Here is a 19,668-nt window from a genome sequence, read left to right as displayed (position 1 = left end):
GATTCGACCGAAAGTAACTATTCAATTTAACGAAAGCCGTCGATTGGACCGACGGCTTTCGTAGAGAGCTATTTTTCTCATTATTTATTGCAAAGTGATTCCAAATTTTACGTTCGGCGCCCCGGCAAATACTATAGTTCCATTGTTCGGCAGCTGTACTTTGTTGTTGCCGCTCAAAAAGCTAAAGTTGATGCACGTTCCTTCTTCATCATATACAGCGAATGAACTTTTCGCGGGCAGCGTCACGGTCATCGTTTTCCCTGCTGCCCTTTGCGGGATAGTAAACCATTTCGCATACCCATTCGCTTGCAGTGTAACTTTGGACGATTGGCCTGCAAAGAGCGGTTTTACATTTGACTCGTTCATGAACAGCATTTCAGTTTCTTCAAAGTATTCATGGCCGCCCTCTGTGTAGAAGCGGGCTTCACTTGTATCGCGGCCTGCCAACACGGGAATCTGGATCTGATGCGCCGCTGTGTTCGGACCTGTTATTTTTTTACCCTCCCAATAGCCAGGAAAATCTTCCTCACGAGTAATCTGGTTTATAGGGAGAGAGAAATACATCATAGAGTTATATTTTTCGTTCACAAGATAGAACTTGACGCCTTCCCGCTTCTTCCAAGCAGAGGCGGTTTCCTTGGATAGCTTATTATCTTCTAACTTCTCAGCTACATACTCAGACATTGCATCTTGTCCCAATCCTGGCTCTGTGCGATATGAATTTCTCTTCAAGTAGGTACGTCCATTCTTTTCAGTTACAAAACTAAGCTTGGAGGTACCCTCTTTGTTGACAAAACTTCCATCCGCAGTGTACACATATTTCTCATCTGGATCGGGAGCTAAGAACAATTCCCCATTCTTCGAAATGTTTAGTTTGAATTGGCTGCTGCTATCGCCGTAATATCCTGCTTGCTTCATTACCGCTTGCGGCATCTTAGCCTTAACAGGTTTGCCAAATGACTTGCCCGGCTTGACGGCCTTGATGACACCCTTTTCTTTAAGCGCCGTTAGCAGCAATTCATTAGCCAGCAATCGATTTGTAGAGCTACGTCCGCCGGAGGACAACACTGCCGCTGCCATGTTCTGTTCAGGAAGCACGACTAACACAGCATGCTGCAATAGTGTGTCGCCCGTTTTTGCCAAGCCCTTGATCCCATATTCATTGAATGGATATAACTTCACACTATCCCATCCGAGGCCATAATTGAACATACTATCTGCATCCCCTGGCCACATTCCTTTTTTATATTCCTCTTGCTCCATCGCTTTAACTGCTTTGGCTGAGAGAATGCCTTCAGCCTCCCCATAAAAACCCGTGAGAATCGCACCATATCTTCTGCCGTAGAAGAGATGCCCCCAGTGCCAATCATATTCTGTGACTCATTCGGAAGCTGTCCTTCATATGTAGGAAAATAAAGCCCTGCCCGCTTGATGCCTTCTTCTGGGTCTTGCGAGGTCTTTGTATGATTTAACTGCAACGGTTCTGTAAAATGCTGATGTACATAGGCGGTAAAGCTCATGCCACTAACTCTTTCCACCAGAGCCTCAGCCAGCGCAAAGCCGTCGTTGCAATATACAGAGAACGCACCTGGGTCCGCCTTTAAACTCTGGCCGGATAATCGCTGCAATAATGTATCATGTTCAGAGGTATTCTTATCCTCGAATAAAAGATCATTGCTGTAAGTAGAACCTTGCAGGCCGGAGGAATGGTTCAATAGCATCCGCGTTGTAATCTGTTTGTAGCGTTCATCCTTCATCTTGAAATCAGGGATGTATTGAATGACAGGTGTATCTAAATCGATCTTACCTTCGTCCACTAGCTTCATCACTGCAGCCGTCGTATACATTTTACTGACCGATCCAATACCGTATACCGTATCTTTGGTTAACGGCTCTTTTCCTTGCATGTCGTTTTTACCAGTCTGACCCGACAAAATAATGTTTCCATGATCAATCAGTGCATACTGCACACTGTATGCCCCATAGGACTTCGTCAGGAGTCCTGCTTTCTCTGTCGCAATCTTCGTAAGTCCAGGTTGACTTGCTACTACTGAAGTCTGATTGCTTGGAGCCGCTGTCGACCCTGTTGGTAGAATCATGGGGAGTGCCAATGCAGTTGCTAGCACCAATGCGAGTTTATTTTTCACTTAATAACTTCCTCTCTCTAACTAGGTATATGTTCAACGAATCCCAGTTTAGTTTTTTTATGATCTGGGCGAAATTGTCTATAGTCTAGTTTTAGACTGGGCTAAAGCCCAGGGCAATCGTAGGAAAAAAACAGTAGAATACCTTTTGTGCGCCCTACTGTTTTTTATTAATATCCAGCTTTAATTCCAATTACTTCAACGTGATTCCAAATTCCATTTTCGGCTCACCTGCAAATACAACCGTTCCGTTCATTGTGTCTGTACTTTGTTGTTGTAAAAACAAAAAAGCCGCGATTTTCGCGACTTCTTTAAGTTAATATATTTCGTTTATGTTTCTGTTTCTGGACAAGGTGCTTTGCGTGTATCCGTTGGATTTGATGATGATCTCATATATTAATTTAAATCGAAGGTCTTTTCCATGGATGGTCAGAAAATCGGATCGGCCTGATCACTTTGCACGGAATCCCGGCAGCAATAGAATTAGGAGGAATATCTTTAGTGACTACACTTCCAGCTCCGATAATACTATTTTTACCGATGGTCACGCCTTGCGTAATCTTAACATCACCACCAAGCCATACATTGTCTTCCAGTATTATGGGTGCGGAATACACCCCTTTGTCTGCACGTTCATAAGGATCTTCAGCATGATTTGCCGCATATAATCCGGCTCTAGGGCCGATATAGACATCGTTACCGATCTTTACTTCGTTACAATCAAGAATGATCATGTCGTGATTGATATAAACATCATTTCCAATAGAAATATTAAAGCCAAATTCACACCGGAAGTTGGACTCGATGTACACATTTTCCCCAACTTCAGAAAATAACTCTCTCATAATGGACATATCGTAATCATCATTGGTATTTACTTTATGATTGTACTTCCGACATCTTGAAATCGCATGTGCTCTAAGTACTGATACTTCTTTTCCAGCATCATCATACATTTTCCCGGAATTAATCATCTGCTTTATTTCATCGATATTCATAAGTCCTCCTGATCATCGTCCAATTTTGCTTATCGTGAGATCATTCATGATTAAACTACTATATAGCGTTTTTCTGTTTTACAAGATAAGATTATATCATCGAAGGAATGATAAAAAATGTACTTTATTCTCTATTTATATAACTATATTACCAAACGCGAGGTTTACTCATGATCTCAAACTTCTTGCATCTAGACCATACACTTTATGAAAAAATACAACATGGTCAAAATGAGTTTCCTATTCAGTTCTATGTTGATGAGTTATACAAATTTGAAAATAGAAAGTTTCCGCTTCACTGGCACTTCGAACCAGAATTTTTCGTCGCATTAGGTGGAGATCTGAAAGTTCAAATCGGTAACCATTTCATTGAATTGAAATCAGGGGATGGTATTTTTATTAGTAGTAATACATTACATTCATTTGAACAGATTGATGAAAATGATATGTGTAAATGTCCTAATATTGTTTTTTCTACAGAGATGATCGCACCACATACAAGCATCATTTATCAAAAGTATGTACGGCCGATCCTTACGAATTCCGAATTGCCCTATTTTGTGCTGTATACCGATATTCCATGGCACAATGAAATTTCAAGTAATCTTTCGACTATTTTTGCCTTGTTGCACCAATATGGTCTGAAGAGTCCTTTTGGTGCTTTTCCTGATATACATTTGAATTCTGAACTTCTGAAAGAAGCATGTTTCGAAATGCAGGTGCAATGTTCTCTGAATCAAATATGGCAATCCATCTACAATCATATGGATCAAATCCCTAGAATCACTCATACTCAAAAAGATATGCAATACCAAGTACGATTACAAAAAATGTTGTCTTATATTCATCAGAATTACATGAACGAAGTTTCGCTGCAGGATATTTCAGTTTCAGCCAACATAAGTAAAAGTGAAGCTTCCCGCTGCTTTCATTCGTTTTTAAATTGTTCACCAATAGAATATTTACTAGAGCATCGTATTGAGTCAGCAAAACGATTGTTATGCTATACCTTACATAGCATTCAAGAAATCTGCTTAGAATGTGGTTTTCATTCCTCTAGTTACTTCATTAAAGTTTTCAAAAAGAAAGTGGGTATGACTCCTAGAGAGTATAGAATTAATAGTAATATCCCTTAGCTATATAAAATTCAAAATGCCAATTTGGGTAACTAGAGCCTCGCGAACGTGATGTAATCGACTTGGATGGGCTCTACCGATTCGATCCGAAGTGCCCGATTAATCTGTCCCCGGTGATATTGCCCATGTAAAAGGACCTGCAACAGGATGTCCCGGATGGACGTTCGGAACGGAACCCCGCTCTGGCTTGCATAGTCGATCATCTCATCCAACTCGGAATCCTCGATCCCTTCGATATAGACGCGATATTGCTCGGCGTTTTCTTCGAACATCGTCCTGATCGCCGTCAGATCTTCCGATTCCTCCCACAACGAATATTGCGCGCTGCCCTTGCCCTGCAATCGGGACAGCCAGACTCGTTCCGCGACCGCGACGTGCCGAACCAGCTTCAGAAGGTCCTTGTTCTTCGTCTCACTCTCCTCGAGCGCGTCCAAGATGCGTCCATCCGCCCAGTACAGGTGGTTCATCATACACTTGATCGTCTTCATTTCGGTTTTCCCCTCTTCGTCTCATCGATTACTTGAACCTTAGTATTCAGTGACAATCTATTCGCCATTTGGTTAAATTATCCTCTTTGTAGTTTTACTAAGTCAAATCATGCCTATTTACTGTGACCGACACGAATGCCAAACTTCGGCTTTCTGCTTATTCTTGTTAAGCTAACGGGCAGTCTAATTCAATAAAACTGCTTCGAATCTTGTTCAAATTGTGATAGAATTATTGAAATATCTTCCAAGGGGATGATTTAATGAAATTTGTTATAATATTTGGTCCGCAGGCTGTAGGAAAAATGACAGTAGGACATCAATTGGAGAAGGTAACTAAACTAAAGTTGTTCCACAATCACGTAACAATTGAAATGTTAGCTCCCCTATTCGGTTTTAATAGTGAAATGTGGAGATTAGTAAATAAATTTCGTCAAGACATATTTGAAGCCGCCGCTGATAGTGATATGTATGGAATGATATTCACTTACGTATGGGGATTCGATTTGCATGAGGATTGGGACTACGTTGATAAAATTTGCAAAACAATCGAAGATAAAGATGGCGAAGTGTATTTTGTTGAACTTGAAGCCGATCTTGAGAAAAGAATTGAGCGTAACAAGACTCCTCACAGACTTGAACACAAACCAACAAAAAGGAATGTTACTCGTTCTGAACAGGATCTATTACAGACAATGGAGCAACATCGATTAAACTCCTTCGAGGGAGAAATTAAAAGAGGAAATTACATCAGAATTAACAACTCGAATTTAAGTGCTTGTGAGGTTGCTGAAATCATTAAGAACAGATTCGCTTTATAATGATTTTTATTGTTGTACTAACGGATAACTATAGCAATAAACCGCCTATTCTACGAAGGCGGTTTTCTTTTGGTCAAATAACGAAACAACTTTAATACATCATGTTCCAGTAATAGAAATATTGATTAAGAGAGGTGATGATAAAATGACTTCTCCGTTTCTTCCTCTAGATGATTCAGGAGCTTTTTCCGCAGCGGTTAAAGCGTCTAATCAATCGGCTGCGCCAGCCTTAGAAGCGAACCTAAAATTTTTCCCCGGTTTTAGACAACAATATATACGCACAAGTGGAGCAATCATTAACACACTGGTCGGCGGCTCTGGTCCCCCGTTACTTCTGCTACATGGACATCCCGAAACACACATTGCCTGGCACAAGGTTGCCGGAACGCTTGCAAAAAAGTTTACTGTGGTTTTAACGGATTTGCGAGGTTACGGTGACTCTAGCAAACCGGATGGAGGCCTAGATCATATTCGTTATTCGAAGAGAGAGATGGGACACGATCAAATACAAGTGATGAACACCCTTGGTTTCAAGCAATTCCAAGCTGTGGGTCATGACCGAGGTGGACGGGTTCTTTTTCAGATGATGTTAGATCATCCTTATTCAGTCGAAAGAGCTGTTGTTCTTGACATTGCTCCTACCACTGAGATGTATGCTCACACCAATCAGGAGTTTGCTACTAAATATTTTTGGTGGTTTTATCATATTCAGTCCGCCCCATTACCTGAGTGCATGATAAACGCTACGCCAGCACTTTATTTGACAGAGCATCTTTCTACTCAAAGTAAAACACCGGGAGCGGTAACACCTGAAGCCTATGCCGAATATTTACGTTGTTATCGAAATCCATCTTGCGTACACGCTGTTTGTGAGGATTATCGTGCCTCAGTCACCATTGATGTTACGATCGAAAAAGAACAAACCGGACTAAAGGCGAAACAACCGCTGCTCGTCCTATGGGGACAAAAGGGAACCGTCGGACAATTATTTAATGTTCTTGATCTATGGCGAAAGTATGCAGCTAATTATACAGGATACTCCCTACCATGCGGTCACCTCATACCGGAGGAGGACCCTCAGGGTTTACTTAATGCATTAAACCATTTTCTGCGTGTTTGAGTGGCTACTCTGTAACTGATTATACAGATGCTTTTTTGTTCTTGCTGTAATCTGCCCGTTAGCGCAACAAGGCTGCCAATTGAGCTGGCAGCCTTGTCATGGTTGAACTATCGAGTCCGTTAGTTGGTATTCTTCATTTCATAGACTTTTTGCAGGGTTTGAATGTGCAGCGTTCTCTCATCATCCGTATCTTGGATTTCGTTGCCCGATCCTGCGTCCATAATCCATTCGACAAGCCTGTACCCGAATAAAAATAGAATCATCTCATAAACGCAGTTATCCGTTATGTGTGAAATATCAACATATTCCGAGAAGCCCTTGTAATACGCTGGGACACATCTGCGGTAGTATTCAACCATGTGTTCAATATCGGCTTCGTCCGCAATAAGACTTGCCATATCTTCACCTAAATAGCCCCACCCAGAGGTATCCCAGTCGATGACTATGATTTTACCGTCTGAAGATATAATATTTGTCACCCAAAAATCCCTGTGGCACAGCACGATGGGTAGCTTTTCAATACGGTTGATTATTTCATCTGCGTTTTCATCAATGTCGATGAGCATTTTACATAAGTGTTGCGGGATTACGCAGTCGTCCGAGCGTATATAATCGTACACTCTATTCCATGACCTATAATGAAGATAGAAATTCTTCATATAATCTACTTTGCTCAGATTGCTCAAGTTCTGTAAATATGCTGGCTGGGCGTATAACTTGCCTTGGAACCGTCCTAATTCCTCGGCTGCTTGTTTATACATATCGCCAGTCAAGTCTAATCCCGATATGCCGTCGATATATTCCATCCATATCTGCGTTTCGTTTTCTTCTTCGTTCATTTCGACGTGATAACATTCAGGCCAACGGAATGATTCATAAAACAAAGCGCCGAAATTAGATTTATAAAAATCATATTCCCTACGCCATGAATCGGGATCGCTGTAGCGTTCCCATTTCTTCTGCGATTTCAAAACGATTTTATAGGGTAATTCACCCCCGTCAGTGGTTTTGGCATTGCCCATTACAAGCTGTACATCACCCACTGTACCTCCATGTAATTGTTTGGTATGGAAATCGACGCAGATTATTTCAGTACCTAGCATTTTGCTTAAAACCTGTATTAGAGTTTCGGCTTTTATTTCATTCATTTTGAAGTCCTCCAATCATATTTTAACAAGGTGAAATATTTTTCATATTGTTTTGAATCAATCATTGACCCTATTCTCTCCTAGAAATTAAAGTTGTTTTTGGGCATAAAAATACCGCGAAACAACAGCCTCCTAAGAAGCTACTGTTCCGCGGCGAAAAGCCAAAAGTCGGCTTATAATCTAAAAGAGATACGGCCTTCATCGTATCCCGCTAACAGCAGTATTCACGAAAGGTTACTGTTTACGGCATAGCAAAAAACACGATTGATAATTCCAGGATACTCTCATTCCAAGATATAATCTTAGATTGGAATTTACTATGCCCGATATTCGGTTAAGATAAAACCACCAATACCTTAGCAGTCATTTAAAACATCTCCTTTCGCGGGAAAAAGTTGAAATGCAATTTCACTTCTATAGTCTGACATAACCCTTTGTGAGAAATCAAAAGAAAATTTGATTATAAGCAAATTTTACCGGTTATACCAACGACACAGACAACTGGTTATCGAGTTGGCATCGATGCTGAGGTTTGAACAATATTTTTGTTATTGATGCACGGATTAATCCATATTTACTTGTATAACATCCACCCAATTTGTATTATGCATCATCTCGGAAGAATCCCCTTGAAATGCCTTCATGGCTTCCTGATCATCAAGCAGTTGATATCTCATCCAAGCCGTCAAATACCCCCTATGATTGCCACCATTACCTTCAATCGCAGTATGAGCTGCACCTTTGGCCATCCCCATCATAACCGGCGTGCTTGCGTTAGTACTATGTAAGGCTAATTGATTTGTTGATACCGGTGAGATTAGAAAATCTCGTGTCCCCCTATAATGAGGAAAGGTACGGTAATACGTGCTGTATCGTACACATCTTCTGGATCACAATACTTCAAACTCGGGAGAGCAATGGATACAACCGTCTTAATCAACGATCCAATTTTATAGTTGGTATGCGCATTTATGACTCCCGTAGACCCTTGAGAATGTCCCGCTACACCAATCTGTTCCATTTTTATTTTTCGATAAAACAAGCTGTTTGTTACCTTGTTTTCATTTCTCAAATAATCAATAGCATCCACAATTTCTTTGCCTGTTCCTGTTGTCTTGCTATAGGAATCGATTACTATGAATCCCCAGCTAGCAAGATGAGATAAGAGCTCATCATATCGATCTGGCGTAGCATCGGTTCCATTCCCCCAAGAAATAATAGGATAAGTTTCGTCTCCTTGAAATGCTGGGTAGTATATTCTAAATAAAGCCTCTCCGTTCTCACTCTTAACTTCTTCTACCTTTACATGATAGCTTCCATGTCGTGCATATCGCTGCTCAATGCTTCCTTCTGCAAGTGCTGGAACATTAGAATGAATGATTATTTGCATGAAAATAGTTATTGGAACTGCAACGATAAGGACTAACGCTGACAACCATAAAATCCACTTTCGTTTTTTCAAAACTGTCATACACGTAACCTCAGCTTTTTTTATTTGAAATAACCTATTTTGTTTTGTTCTTACTCGCTTTATTTATATATTCTTTTATCATAGGATAGATATCCAGCTTCCAAACTTGATCTTCTTTTTGTAACCCCAAAGCCATGGTATGAGTCATACTTTCTATACTAACCGTAATAAGTACCGTTACCTTATTCTCCTCAGCCGTACTCTCATCCACTTTTATAGAATCATAATATCTGTAATGTACTGCTGTTTCAGAATCATAATTTGAAGCATATTCGAAATAATCTTTCCGAAATTTGTCTTGATCAGGAAGTTGCCCCTCATTAAGAGTAATCGTATATATCAAGTCTGGGTCACTAATTGATAGACAGTGAAGATAAACCAGCACCATATCCTCGGGGGTAAAATTGTAAAGGTATTGCAAGTTCCTCTTATCTTTAAATCTAGTAAAAGCCTCCTGCTTCTCTAAAGACAGCTGTTTCAGATAAGAGAACTTTTCAATGTATTCCTCACGAGGATTCGTGTTAATATCTTTACTTAAGGACGTTTTTACTTGATCTTCTTCGAGGGATTTCACAGGGGCTTCGGCCCTAATGGTCTTATCTGTACTGCTGCATGCTGATACTAAGGACAACATGGATAGCACTAATAAAACTAATCTTGCTTGCCTCAATATATCACTCCTCAAAATAACGGATCCAACTTTTAGTTACTCATCTAATCTTCAAACTACCCCTTTATATAATACCACATATTGGAATTGTTCTGCCTGTTAACTTAACAGGTATTCCCATGCCCATGCACTTAATAGAAGTTTGATTGATTCCTACGAATGACATGATCTCTAGAACAATTTCTTTAATTCTATTTAACACATGAATTGGTCCTTTTGACCGCTTCCGTGGGGTCACATCCTTCGTGAATTCTTTGAAACTCCGTGCTGAAAATTGCGGACCACTCATAACTATCTCTGCTATCATCGCTAAATTCGCCCTTCCTTGTTGAATGCTTCTGCATCTAAACACAAAAAAAGAAGACACACAGGAGGATCCTGCTGTCTTCTTTACTACAAAAAGCTACATCATTTAACTGTCTTCACCCTCATCCATATGCCTCGCAAAATCGTCCAGAAGTGCACGTACTTCATCTGTAGATGCCGTGCTCATCAATTGATTTCTTAGTTCACTTGCTCCTCTAAATCCTTTGACATAAATTTTGAAAAAGCGATGAAGAGCCTTGAATGGACGTACCTCTAATTGTTGAGAATAGTGATCATGGAGATCAAGCTGCAATCTTAAAAGATCAAGGTGTTCGGTACTGCTATGTTCCCTCGGCTCTTTTTCAAAGGCAAATGGATTTTTAAAAATACCACGCCCGATCATGATCCCATCCACACCATATTGTTCAGCCAGCTTCAAGCCCGTTTGACGGTCAGGAATGTCTCCATTAATCGTCAACAGCGTATGTGGTGCCACATGATCTCGAAGTTTCTTAATTTCAGGAATCAGTTCCCAATGCGCATCGACTTGGCTCATTTCCTCTCTTGTACGCAAATGAATCGAAAGATTAGCAATATCTTGCTTCAATATATGTGTCAACCAGTCCTGCCATTCATCAACCCTAGTGAAACCAAGTCTGGTCTTCACACTTACAGGCAATCCTCCTGCCTTTGCTGCTTGTATGATGTCAGTTGCAGCCTCTGGACGAAGAATTAAGCCACTCCCCTTCCCATTGGATGCCACATTATGAACAGGACAACCCATATTGATGTCGATCCCTTTAAATCCTAACTTCGCCATATCGATACTCATTTTTTGAAAATACTCAGGCTTATCGCCCCATATATGTGCAACCATAGGTTGTTCATCCTCGTTAAATAGTAAACGGCCACGCACACTATGATTTCCTTCTGGGTGACAATAGCTCTCCGTATTCGCAAACTCTGTAAAAAACACATCCGGTCTTCCTGCTTTACTCACGACATGTCGAAAAACAACGTGCGTCACATCTTCCATTGGCGCAAGTACAAAAAAAGGCCGGGTAAATCAAGCCAAAAATTATTTTTCACTTCAAGCTCAAATCCTCTCATTGTAGACACAAATTCAAACTTTGACCCAAAATAAACCGCCTAATGTTCGACTTCTTGTCCACTATATCATGCTTAGAGGAAAAGCCCAAAAGGATACCGCCCTCTTCTGCTACGATGATGAACTCGTCCTTCGTATGCTTATCGAAATCCTCCAAAATCATTTCGATTATTATACCATACGAAGGTATTGCGCCATGATTCGAGATACAGCTTTCTAATTCTTAATAGGAATACTCAAATAAAGGCCGTAATATTGTCATAATTATAATGATTAATATGAGGAACAGGGGGAACTGAAGTTGAACTCAATTGCCAAGCAACCTCGCTTTACAAATCGCTACACCGTATTAGTCAGCTTTACGATACTAGCAGGAATCAGCCAAATGCTCTGGCTTAATTTTGCTCCCTTGATTACGATGCTGGAAGCAACTTATCATGTGACGGAATCGGATATCAACTGGCTGCTCATTGTTTTTCCACTCATTTATGTACTTCTTTCTATCCATGCCGGAATCGTCATTGACCGCAAAGGCTATCGGTTCGGGATCGGAATCGGTGGTTGGATTATGGCAATATTCGCCTGTGTTCGTATTATGGACTACAGTTTTATGTGGCTACTGATTGGACAGATTGGGATTGCTATTGGGCAGCCGTATGTGATAAACGGGATATCCAAGCTGGTGGTCGATTGGTTCGGACAAAAGCAACAGGCCATGGCGACCGGAGTGGGAACCGTTGGTATGTTCGCAGGTATGGCTTTAGCGCTTGCAGGTACACCGATGCTTGTAGAAGCAACTGGACTTCAAATGACAATGGTCATTTTTGCGGTGATCACGATTGTGTCAGCAGTGTTGTTTGCACTTGTAGCTTATCCAAATCCGCAAAATAAGCTGAATGAACAGATGACGAATGAATCCGGCGGGATCAGCTGGCGAGATTATATTCCGCTGCTGCGCAATCGGCAGCTCCTCTTAATCTCGATCATTTCACTGCTCGCGCTCGGCTTCTTTAACGGTCTCACTTCATGGCTTGAGCCGATTCTTAAGCCTAACGGCATTGATGCCGAAGGGGCGGGCTTGATCGGGGGAATGCTGATCATAGGAGGTATCGTTGGTGCGAGCATCATTCCAGGTATATCCGACAAGCTTGGTAGGATGAAGCCTTTCCTGTGGATTAGCTGTTTGATCTCCATTGTGCTTGTCTATTTGATATGCACCATAGATCAATATATGCTTCTGCTTATATTGGGCGCTGTGCTCGGATTTATCTTCCTGCCCGGTTACTCTTTGCTGCTGTCGCATACGGAGCGTCTGGCCGGTGAGCAACATGCCGGAGAGGCGACGGGATTGATTATGCTGACCGGCAACCTGGGAGGCGTGCTTGTCATATTGGCTATGCAGCTTGTAAAAGGGAACAGTGATTCGTGGATCAACTCGGTGTATTTGATGATGGGGTTACTAGTGTTGTGCGTGATTCTGGCCCTTAACATCAAAGAGGGCCGTTCCACTCTATCTAAAATCAATCATAAGCGCAATGTCCAATCACGATAACATTATCCGATGTGAAATGACAAGAAACGTATTATCTCCGCTGATCTCGAAAAGAACCTCGTTTTTTTTGCTTTAATGCAAAATTCGTATCCCTGACAAATAAAAAAAGGCCACTTGGTTATACCACAGTGGTCTTATACTCATTCTGCTTACATATCTTCAATTCGGCTTCTCACCAGTCCGAACAGGTGGCTCTGAGCTCTTGTTTCATCAAAGCAAGCATAAATTCAGCTGTCTAATGCTTCGCCTTTTGGGTGGCTCCTTTAGAGGCTTTTGCATCTGCACCAGCGCCTGTGTCTGCGGCAAATTCCGCATTAAGATTTGGAACACCTGATTTCCTTCTTACTTGCTTGGAGCTATGCTTCGCATCCGTCTTGTTCATCACATTACACCTCCTCATGTCGTGAGAATCGGCAATTATCTGAACGGTTTGAGAAAAACACTGTTTCCTCAAGGAGTATTATGTGATGAGCAGATTCATTCTATGCGTAGTTCATTCATTATCTACTATCAAGTCCACTATCGTCCGAAGTCGTGCGATTGTAGATGATGCTTTCTTTTGTACCATCCGCATATTCCAATTCAACCTCGTCTATACGAATCGAATCCAAAGTAGCTTGATAGGTGAAGCGACTGAACACACCGAATTCTTCCCGGGCTCGACTGGTCCGACATAACGTATTTTGAAGGTGCTGTCACCGCTGTGCTGGTCATATGAAGGATCTCCTACAGGATTAAAGGTACTAAGTTTCACAGTATAGTAGTTGATCGTTTTGTCGGTCAAATTATTGACCCACCAACTCAAAGTGATACCATTCACGGTGTTGACGCCGAATCTGAATTCACTTGGATCGCTGATACGATTCTCCGCTTTAACCTGGGTAACATCCGATTCGTCTGCAACGATTTGATCATCTGCGTCGGATATAACTTCTTCTTCGTCATTTCCCTTTGATGGTTTATTTACAGGATCTTCCGTTTGCTCACTATCAGCATAAGCATCAGCCAATGGTTGCCCTGCCTTGACTGTAGTCGATCCACTCCGATTAAAACCTAAGTCAGGCGAGAAATACACGCCTAAGCAGAACGAAATGATGATTGCTATTAGAAAAGATAATATGATATTTATTTTTTTTGCCATGCCTATGTTCCTCACCTTTTTTGTTATTTTTACATAATAACAGTAATAGGTTTAATGGAACAGGAAGAAAGTAGTAATATAGTCATAACGAACTAGTTCAAGCATGTGTTAGTAACGCCATAATTTCCAACCTACTTCACTTAACGCTTCCGGCCATCTCCTTCGGGAGAGGCGGTATTGAAGCTCATCAAGATCAGATCTTCTTTTTACTTTTCAAACATAAACCTACTACTAAACCAATCACTGCGATAACAATCGAAAATAGGAAAGTATCATTGTTCCCGGCAATAAAGGCGTCTATTGAGATTGTTTCTTTCAGTTTTTGAATCGCGTCAGCAGACATCCCTATCATGTTGGCTTTTTGCTCTTCTAGCATTTCCTTGCCATGAAATACTGTACGATTTGATATCAACGTAACGATAAGACTTGAAGTGATTGCCCCAACGGTTTGACCTAACGTACTGTTCATCGCCGTACCATGAGATATTTCTTCTGGTTTTAACGCATTGAGTGCGTTTGTTTGAAGAGGCATCTGAACCATCCCCACGCCAATCAAACGAATGGCGTATGTTATACAAATTACCCAAGAAGCAGTCTCTAATCCTAAATTCCCCAAAATGACAGATGCTACAATCATAAAAGGAAAACCAACTAAAATAAGTGGACGAATTCCAAACCGATCAAATAACTTACCATTAATGGGTGCAAGTAAACCCATAATCATGGCACCTGGAAGCATAATTAAACCCGATTTTAATGCGGTCATTCCAAGAATGTTTTGCATGAATAGCGGGACAGGTATCATGACCGAGTACATACCGAAAATAGTTGTAATTAACACCAAAATAGATAACGTATATTTTGGGTTTAGAAAAATTTTAAAGTTTAACATTGGTTTTTCTAGAAAGTTCTGTCGAATTACAAAAGCCGCTAATCCTAAAACTCCTGCAACTAAACAAATGATAACTATTGAAGAATCCCAGCCTTGTTTGCTTGCTGTACTGAAGCCATAAATAATACCACCGAATCCAATTGCACTTAGTATAACAGAAAGTACATCCAATGAGCCTGGCTGTGTTTCTTTATCCTTTTTCATTATTTTAAACGATATGATTGTAATTATAAGGGTAACTGGCCAAATCATATGGAATAACCATTCCCATGATGCAACCTCTAAAATGAGACCAGAAATTGTAGGGCCAATCGCTGGGGCGAAAATTAATATAAGCCCTACTAGTCCCATTGATTTCCCTCTCTTTTCTGGTGGGAACGAGCTGTACAATAAGTTCATTAACAATGGAGATAGGATTGAACCTCCGCATGCTTGAATAATGCGTGCTATTATTAGGAATGTAAAATTGGGAGCAAAACCACCAATTATCGTTCCAATCGTAAACAACCCCATACTCCACAAGAACAAATTACGAATTGAGAATTTATTTAAGAAAAATGCAGATGTTGGAATGATAATACCACTCACTAACATATAGCCTGTTGTTAACCAGGTAGCACTTGATGCTCCAACATCAAATGCTTTCATTATGGTTGGAATGGCGTTACTCATTAGTGTGTTACATAGAATAGCAAAAAATGCTCCAATCATTACGTTTGCTATTAATAAATAATTTGGTTTAGTTTGCTGTAACGCTCTCTCCATAATGATCCTCCTTTAAATATACTCAGAGTACAATTTTGTATTCACGTTCTAGAACTGTATGAATTATATTACAGCTATTTTAAAAAAGCAACAAAAAACTCATTGTCTATTTTAGACAATGAGTTTAATATAATTTGAAATTTCAGGGTATACCTCGTGTAATTCTTGCAGAAAATGTTGCTTGATGTGCGCGACAAGTGCCGGATTCGTATCGATTAGAGTACGATTTCGCAATAATAATTCAACATATTCTTTCAGTAATGGATAATTAGTATGGTCTGCAAAAGATTGATTGAGCCACTTGATTAATTGATTTGATTCATGAATAAATTGCTCTTCTTTCGATAACATATCATTAATTTCACATTCACTTGGTAAAAACAAAGGATGTTGATTCATATTATCTAAGCAATTCATGACTTGATCCAAACCATAATCAATCACTTGATTTATGGGTTTTGGATTTTTGACTAAGATATTAAATCCTAAATAATTATTAATAATGGATTCAAGCATTATTGCAGCATTCCATGTTGCATTAGGATAGATCTCTCCAAACGCTTGATTCACATAGTCGTGAAGCCAATATGCTCTATTCTTCTTTAAGGTTTCAATATATTCTGAAATATTAACTTCCTTTTCTCCAGCAGCCTCGGACATAATTCGCCCTAATTTATTTTCCAGTTCTCTTTTTTGGTAAGGTATAAAATTTCTCGCAATAGTTGAACTGAATCACCTTGCTGATAGTTAATGGTGAAAAGTGTACGCTCTTGATTTAATAAGTCTTCAAAATATTGATTCATCTCAACAAGTAATTCTGCTTTTGAAGAGAAATAATTATAGAAAGTACCTCGTGATGTATTACTTTCTTTTACGATGTCAAGAATTGAAGTTTCAATATATCCCTTGTCTTTGAATAACTTATGTGCTGCTAAAATGACGTTTATTTTTTTTTGATTCATTTATATACATTCCTTTATTTGAAATATATTCATTCTTCGTCTGATGATTTACCACAAATAGTACTCTTATTATATCTAACCTGAAAAAAACTTTTAATTCAACACCTCTATATCGTAAAAACAAAAAAAGTCGCGTTATCCGCGACTTTTTATATGAGTAAATGCTCCTGTCATCCAAGATTTCCTACCTACTCACAGCTATAAAGCATTACTAGGCAATCGGTGTGCCATTTGCAATAGGTACATCAGGCTTTAACAGGACTACATCACCTTCCTCGGGAGTCCCGCCGAGCACCAATACCTCAGATTTAAACCCTGCTATACGTCTTGGCGGGAAATTAACGATACCTACCACTTGGGCGCCAACTAGTTGTTCCGGTTCATATCTACGTGTTATCTGAGCAGAAGAATGCTTGATCCCGAGTTCGCCAAAATCAATCATAAGTTTAATCGCCGGCTTCCTCGCTTCTGGGAATGGTTTTGCTTCTATAATCGTACCGATACGTAAGTCTAGTTCTAAAAAATCTTCAATTTTTGCCATCTTTGTTCCCTCCATTTTCGCATCATGAGCAGCAACGGTTTTCATCTATTCGATTAGCAACTAGTATTTAATTTTACATATTTATATTCTCGAAGATTTATCTAAACGTCAGATCATTTTGACCGGATGACAGATGTAAGCGGCTAGTTCTTATACTCCTTACGGTATTGACTTGGTGTCAATTGTTCATGCTTCACAAATAAGCGTGTCAATGAAGACTGATGCCCAAACCCTACTTGAATCGCAATATGTAGTATAGGTATATCACTGCTTCGCAACAGCTTCTTGGCCTCATTTAATCTCACTTCCTGTATATAGGAGGAAGGAGATTTCCCCGTCTCCTTCATAAACCATTCAGAATAATAAGTGGGATTGTAATGTTCATACTCAGCAAGTTTTTGAACCGTAATTGGCTCATCATAATGTTCATGAATATAACGAATTGACCTTGGCATACTCCTCTTCTGTTGCAGGCAGCGGTTAATATAAGGAAATAAATCTCTGAGTGCCGCGTGAGAATACTGATGCTCCATCTCTTGTAGAATAAGAAATTGGATACCTTTCCATTGATTATTTACAGTGATAGCCTTGCAGCTAATACCTATACCCAGTATCTCACTTACTGAAACCAACCCGCTAGGAATATCTAGTACTAAAAACTCATTACGTACCGTCGAGTAAAAATGATGCTCTAGGTTGGGCGGAACAAATAGCAATGTTTGCTCGTTCACCAGATGCTGATTCGTTCCGTTTTTGACCACAAGCTCTCCGTGCAGTGACATAATTAGATGGGCATGTTTATGGGAGTGTGATGCATGTGTCGCCGTATATGTACGCAGTTCAGCCACTATATCGTTTGATGTATCCATTTTATTGTACCCCCATAGTTTATGTTTATCATACCAATCACCTTGCCTAAGATATACTGGAAGCTCTAACCTAAAGAACTTATATCTTTACAACAAAAAAGCCGCGATGATCGCGGCTCAATCGATTATCCTTCCACTATATCTGCATGAAGATCAGTAGCAATTTCCATCATGAGGGGTACGACATCTTGATGGGAAACGGCAACATACAGATCTCCCATATAGTGTCTGAATGGAATAAGAACTTCTCCATGTTTCCACATAAAGAAATCTCCCGGTATAGACATGGTGCTTTCCTCACCTTTTACAGTCAGCACCGTCTGATAAATAAAGTCAGCTTTGGATGAAAAATAAGCTTGGCATTCTTCCAATGAAATCTCTTGATCGCTAGAGTTTGGTTGCATGGATCTCGTAATTTGAAAACGTTGATTCATAAAAATCCTCCAATAAATATATGACCTTGTATCCCTCATAACCTTAATAGTTAAGCGGGCCTCTGTCAACGAAGGTTGGAAGGCTCTCCAATAAATAAGCCCCCAGAAGCTATTCGATCACATCAGGCGATTCAAGTTCAAGCTGCACTTCCACGTTGCCAAGCAAATACCAACCGTCCGGTTGTCTTCCGGTATTGGCCAGTTGTATGGCAGGCTGATGGGTATGCCCATATAAAATAGCAATCTCAAGCTGATAATTCCCCAATGGCAAATCTGCCGGAATCCATACGGCACTATCGAAAAGACTGTCTCCGGGGAGCCACTCGCTAATATTGGCTTCCGTGATGAATACTTGGGTTGATTGATCGTTTTTAAGTCTCAGCGCCAAAGGGAATTTCTTGTAGCATGGAGCGACACCTAGATTCTCCCACCAAGAAGCAAACGCAAGCTTACCACCCGGTTTTACCGTCTCAGGGAACGAAAATTTACGTAATGCCAGGCGATAACCCATTTTATTAAGCCAACGATTCACGTTGGACTCCCATTCTTTGGGGATCGGTGAAGACTTTGCGTTAAAGGATGAAATATGCCATTTCAACGATTGATCAATAATGTAATCTATATCCCACCCCTTATCCTTCCAGTGCTGAACTACCCAGCACACCTCCAACGAAACGGGGGCTTTCTTCCACGCTTCCTGCATGCCTGAGCGTATGAGTTGCTGCGGATAATAATCGTTCATATGCGACCAGTCATCAGAAAACTCCCATGCTTTGCCACACACATCTCCCAGACAATCAACACGCCAGCCCACATTGGCTTTGGACAAACCATAACTGTTCGTATTCTTATCGGTCAGCAGCATCACTAGAGGTGTTTCTTTGAAGGAATCCGTATACGCATCCACCAGCGCCTCTCTAGTTGTACGAGTTAATAAATTCGAACCGATACCTTCACCCCAGGAGCCTACAATGGACAGATCGACGCTTTCCATATCCGGGTGACCGTCGTATCTTCTTCCTAAAGCACGGATAAAACCTCCGAAATATTCGGCATAAGTCGGGTCTTCCGCATCCACCATCCAACCGGGCCCATCAAACTTTTC

The 19,668-nt window shown here is 40.5% G+C and carries 19 protein-coding genes and 2 pseudogenes; 4 read left to right on the top strand and 17 right to left on the bottom strand.

Annotated features, from left to right (window positions below; all coding sequences use genetic code 11):
* Nucleotides 1–84: 84 nt before the first annotated feature.
* A pseudogene (locus RE628_RS14175) lies at nt 85–2,147 on the bottom strand (serine hydrolase domain-containing protein).
* Between the two features lie 398 nt (nt 2,148–2,545).
* Nucleotides 2,546–3,142, bottom strand: a complete 597-nt coding sequence (locus RE628_RS14170; protein ID WP_309159249.1) for a sugar O-acetyltransferase — start codon at nt 3,140–3,142, stop codon at nt 2,546–2,548.
* Nucleotides 3,143–3,312: 170 nt separating this feature from the next.
* Between RE628_RS14170 and RE628_RS14165 the strand changes: the two genes are divergently transcribed.
* The gene (locus RE628_RS14165) at nt 3,313–4,278 is read left to right on the top strand and encodes an AraC family transcriptional regulator (RefSeq protein ID WP_309159248.1); all 966 of its coding nucleotides are present in this window, start codon (nt 3,313–3,315) and stop codon (nt 4,276–4,278) included.
* A 32-nt stretch (nt 4,279–4,310) separates the two neighbouring features.
* On the opposite strand, the gene RE628_RS14160 is transcribed toward RE628_RS14165, so the two are convergent.
* Complete coding sequence (locus RE628_RS14160) at nt 4,311–4,766, bottom strand: DinB family protein (protein WP_309159247.1); 456 nt, start codon at nt 4,764–4,766, stop codon at nt 4,311–4,313.
* A gap of 260 nt (nt 4,767–5,026) precedes the next feature.
* On the opposite strand from RE628_RS14160, the gene RE628_RS14155 reads away from it, so the two are divergent.
* Both RE628_RS14155 and RE628_RS14150 read left to right on the top strand, forming a co-directional pair.
* Nucleotides 5,027–5,584, top strand: a complete 558-nt coding sequence (locus tag RE628_RS14155) for a DEAD/DEAH box helicase family protein (protein WP_309159246.1) — start codon at nt 5,027–5,029, stop codon at nt 5,582–5,584.
* Nucleotides 5,585–5,729: 145 nt separating this feature from the next.
* Nucleotides 5,730–6,704 carry an alpha/beta fold hydrolase gene (locus RE628_RS14150; protein WP_309159245.1) on the top strand — a complete coding sequence of 325 codons (975 nt, stop codon included), beginning with the start codon at nt 5,730–5,732 and terminating at the stop codon, nt 6,702–6,704.
* A 119-nt stretch (nt 6,705–6,823) separates the two neighbouring features.
* On the opposite strand, the gene RE628_RS14145 is transcribed toward RE628_RS14150, so the two are convergent.
* From RE628_RS14145 to RE628_RS14125, 5 genes and pseudogenes are all read right to left on the bottom strand, one after another.
* The gene (locus RE628_RS14145; protein ID WP_309159244.1) at nt 6,824–7,852 is read right to left on the bottom strand and encodes an aminoglycoside phosphotransferase family protein; all 1,029 of its coding nucleotides are present in this window, start codon (nt 7,850–7,852) and stop codon (nt 6,824–6,826) included.
* A 563-nt stretch (nt 7,853–8,415) separates the two neighbouring features.
* The gene (locus tag RE628_RS14140) at nt 8,416–8,601 is read right to left on the bottom strand and encodes a hypothetical protein (RefSeq protein WP_309159243.1); all 186 of its coding nucleotides are present in this window, start codon (nt 8,599–8,601) and stop codon (nt 8,416–8,418) included.
* 68 nt (nt 8,602–8,669) lie between these two features.
* Nucleotides 8,670–9,323, bottom strand: a complete 654-nt coding sequence (locus tag RE628_RS14135; RefSeq protein WP_309159242.1) for a poly(ethylene terephthalate) hydrolase family protein — start codon at nt 9,321–9,323, stop codon at nt 8,670–8,672.
* A 34-nt stretch (nt 9,324–9,357) separates the two neighbouring features.
* Nucleotides 9,358–9,993 carry a hypothetical protein gene (locus tag RE628_RS14130; RefSeq protein ID WP_309159241.1) on the bottom strand — a complete coding sequence of 212 codons (636 nt, stop codon included), beginning with the start codon at nt 9,991–9,993 and terminating at the stop codon, nt 9,358–9,360.
* A 412-nt stretch (nt 9,994–10,405) separates the two neighbouring features.
* A pseudogene (locus RE628_RS14125) lies at nt 10,406–11,409 on the bottom strand (tRNA dihydrouridine synthase).
* Between the two features lie 299 nt (nt 11,410–11,708).
* Between RE628_RS14125 and RE628_RS14120 the strand changes: the two are divergent.
* Nucleotides 11,709–12,959, top strand: a complete 1,251-nt coding sequence (locus RE628_RS14120) for an MFS transporter (protein WP_309159240.1) — start codon at nt 11,709–11,711, stop codon at nt 12,957–12,959.
* Between the two features lie 235 nt (nt 12,960–13,194).
* Here RE628_RS14120 and RE628_RS14115 read toward each other — a convergent pair whose 3' ends face one another.
* From RE628_RS14115 to RE628_RS14075, 9 genes are all read right to left on the bottom strand, one after another.
* Nucleotides 13,195–13,341, bottom strand: coding sequence for a hypothetical protein (locus tag RE628_RS14115; protein WP_309159239.1), 147 nt, complete (start codon nt 13,339–13,341; stop codon nt 13,195–13,197).
* Between the two features lie 210 nt (nt 13,342–13,551).
* On the bottom strand, nt 13,552–14,100 hold the full coding sequence (locus RE628_RS14110) for a hypothetical protein (RefSeq protein ID WP_309159238.1): 549 nt from the start codon (nt 14,098–14,100) through the stop codon (nt 13,552–13,554).
* 193 nt (nt 14,101–14,293) lie between these two features.
* Entirely contained in the window at nt 14,294–15,757 is a 1,464-nt protein-coding gene (locus RE628_RS14105) for a DHA2 family efflux MFS transporter permease subunit (RefSeq protein WP_309159237.1), read from the bottom strand.
* A 111-nt stretch (nt 15,758–15,868) separates the two neighbouring features.
* Entirely contained in the window at nt 15,869–16,417 is a 549-nt protein-coding gene (locus tag RE628_RS14100) for a hypothetical protein (protein WP_309159236.1), read from the bottom strand.
* A gap of 8 nt (nt 16,418–16,425) precedes the next feature.
* A complete protein-coding gene (locus tag RE628_RS14095) occupies nt 16,426–16,719 on the bottom strand; it encodes a TetR/AcrR family transcriptional regulator (protein WP_309159235.1) in 294 nt (97 codons plus the stop codon).
* A gap of 211 nt (nt 16,720–16,930) precedes the next feature.
* The gene (gene csaA, locus RE628_RS14090; protein WP_309159234.1) at nt 16,931–17,260 is read right to left on the bottom strand and encodes a chaperone CsaA; all 330 of its coding nucleotides are present in this window, start codon (nt 17,258–17,260) and stop codon (nt 16,931–16,933) included.
* Between the two features lie 143 nt (nt 17,261–17,403).
* Nucleotides 17,404–18,129, bottom strand: coding sequence for a helix-turn-helix transcriptional regulator (locus RE628_RS14085; protein ID WP_309159233.1), 726 nt, complete (start codon nt 18,127–18,129; stop codon nt 17,404–17,406).
* Nucleotides 18,130–18,254: 125 nt separating this feature from the next.
* Nucleotides 18,255–18,563 (bottom strand): hypothetical protein, encoded by a 309-nt coding sequence (locus RE628_RS14080; RefSeq protein ID WP_309159232.1) that lies wholly within the window; start codon nt 18,561–18,563, stop codon nt 18,255–18,257.
* Between the two features lie 109 nt (nt 18,564–18,672).
* The gene (locus tag RE628_RS14075) at nt 18,673–19,644 is read right to left on the bottom strand and encodes a DUF4832 domain-containing protein (RefSeq protein ID WP_309159231.1); all 972 of its coding nucleotides are present in this window, start codon (nt 19,642–19,644) and stop codon (nt 18,673–18,675) included.
* Between the last annotated feature and the right edge of the window lie 24 nt (nt 19,645–19,668).

The sequence above is a fragment of the Paenibacillus sp. D2_2 genome (assembly GCF_031199965.1).
Taxonomy (GTDB): Bacteria; Bacillota; Bacilli; order Paenibacillales; family Paenibacillaceae; genus Fontibacillus.
The sequence above is the reverse complement of the archived record's forward strand: the minus strand, read 5'-3'. Positions and strand labels throughout refer to the sequence as shown.

Coding starts and splice junctions, on each gene's coding strand:
- RE628_RS14165 (WP_309159248.1), top strand. CDS start 3,313: ATGATCTCAAACTTCTTGCATCTAGACCATACACTTTATGAAAAAATA.
- RE628_RS14110 (WP_309159238.1), bottom strand. CDS start 14,100: ATGGCAAAAAAAATAAATATCATATTATCTTTTCTAATAGCAATCATC.
- RE628_RS14115 (WP_309159239.1), bottom strand. CDS start 13,341: ATGAACAAGACGGATGCGAAGCATAGCTCCAAGCAAGTAAGAAGGAAA.
- RE628_RS14145 (WP_309159244.1), bottom strand. CDS start 7,852: ATGAATGAAATAAAAGCCGAAACTCTAATACAGGTTTTAAGCAAAATG.
- RE628_RS14155 (WP_309159246.1), top strand. CDS start 5,027: ATGAAATTTGTTATAATATTTGGTCCGCAGGCTGTAGGAAAAATGACA.
- RE628_RS14100 (WP_309159236.1), bottom strand. CDS start 16,417: ATGTCCGAGGCTGCTGGAGAAAAGGAAGTTAATATTTCAGAATATATT.
- RE628_RS14075 (WP_309159231.1), bottom strand. CDS start 19,644: ATGGTGGATGCGGAAGACCCGACTTATGCCGAATATTTCGGAGGTTTT.
- RE628_RS14080 (WP_309159232.1), bottom strand. CDS start 18,563: ATGAATCAACGTTTTCAAATTACGAGATCCATGCAACCAAACTCTAGC.
- RE628_RS14160 (WP_309159247.1), bottom strand. CDS start 4,766: ATGAAGACGATCAAGTGTATGATGAACCACCTGTACTGGGCGGATGGA.
- RE628_RS14085 (WP_309159233.1), bottom strand. CDS start 18,129: ATGGATACATCAAACGATATAGTGGCTGAACTGCGTACATATACGGCG.
- RE628_RS14170 (WP_309159249.1), bottom strand. CDS start 3,142: ATGAATATCGATGAAATAAAGCAGATGATTAATTCCGGGAAAATGTAT.
- csaA (WP_309159234.1), bottom strand. CDS start 17,260: ATGGCAAAAATTGAAGATTTTTTAGAACTAGACTTACGTATCGGTACG.
- RE628_RS14150 (WP_309159245.1), top strand. CDS start 5,730: ATGACTTCTCCGTTTCTTCCTCTAGATGATTCAGGAGCTTTTTCCGCA.
- RE628_RS14105 (WP_309159237.1), bottom strand. CDS start 15,757: ATGGAGAGAGCGTTACAGCAAACTAAACCAAATTATTTATTAATAGCA.
- RE628_RS14135 (WP_309159242.1), bottom strand. CDS start 9,323: ATGACAGTTTTGAAAAAACGAAAGTGGATTTTATGGTTGTCAGCGTTA.
- RE628_RS14140 (WP_309159243.1), bottom strand. CDS start 8,601: ATGGCCAAAGGTGCAGCTCATACTGCGATTGAAGGTAATGGTGGCAAT.
- RE628_RS14095 (WP_309159235.1), bottom strand. CDS start 16,719: ATGAATCAAAAAAAAATAAACGTCATTTTAGCAGCACATAAGTTATTC.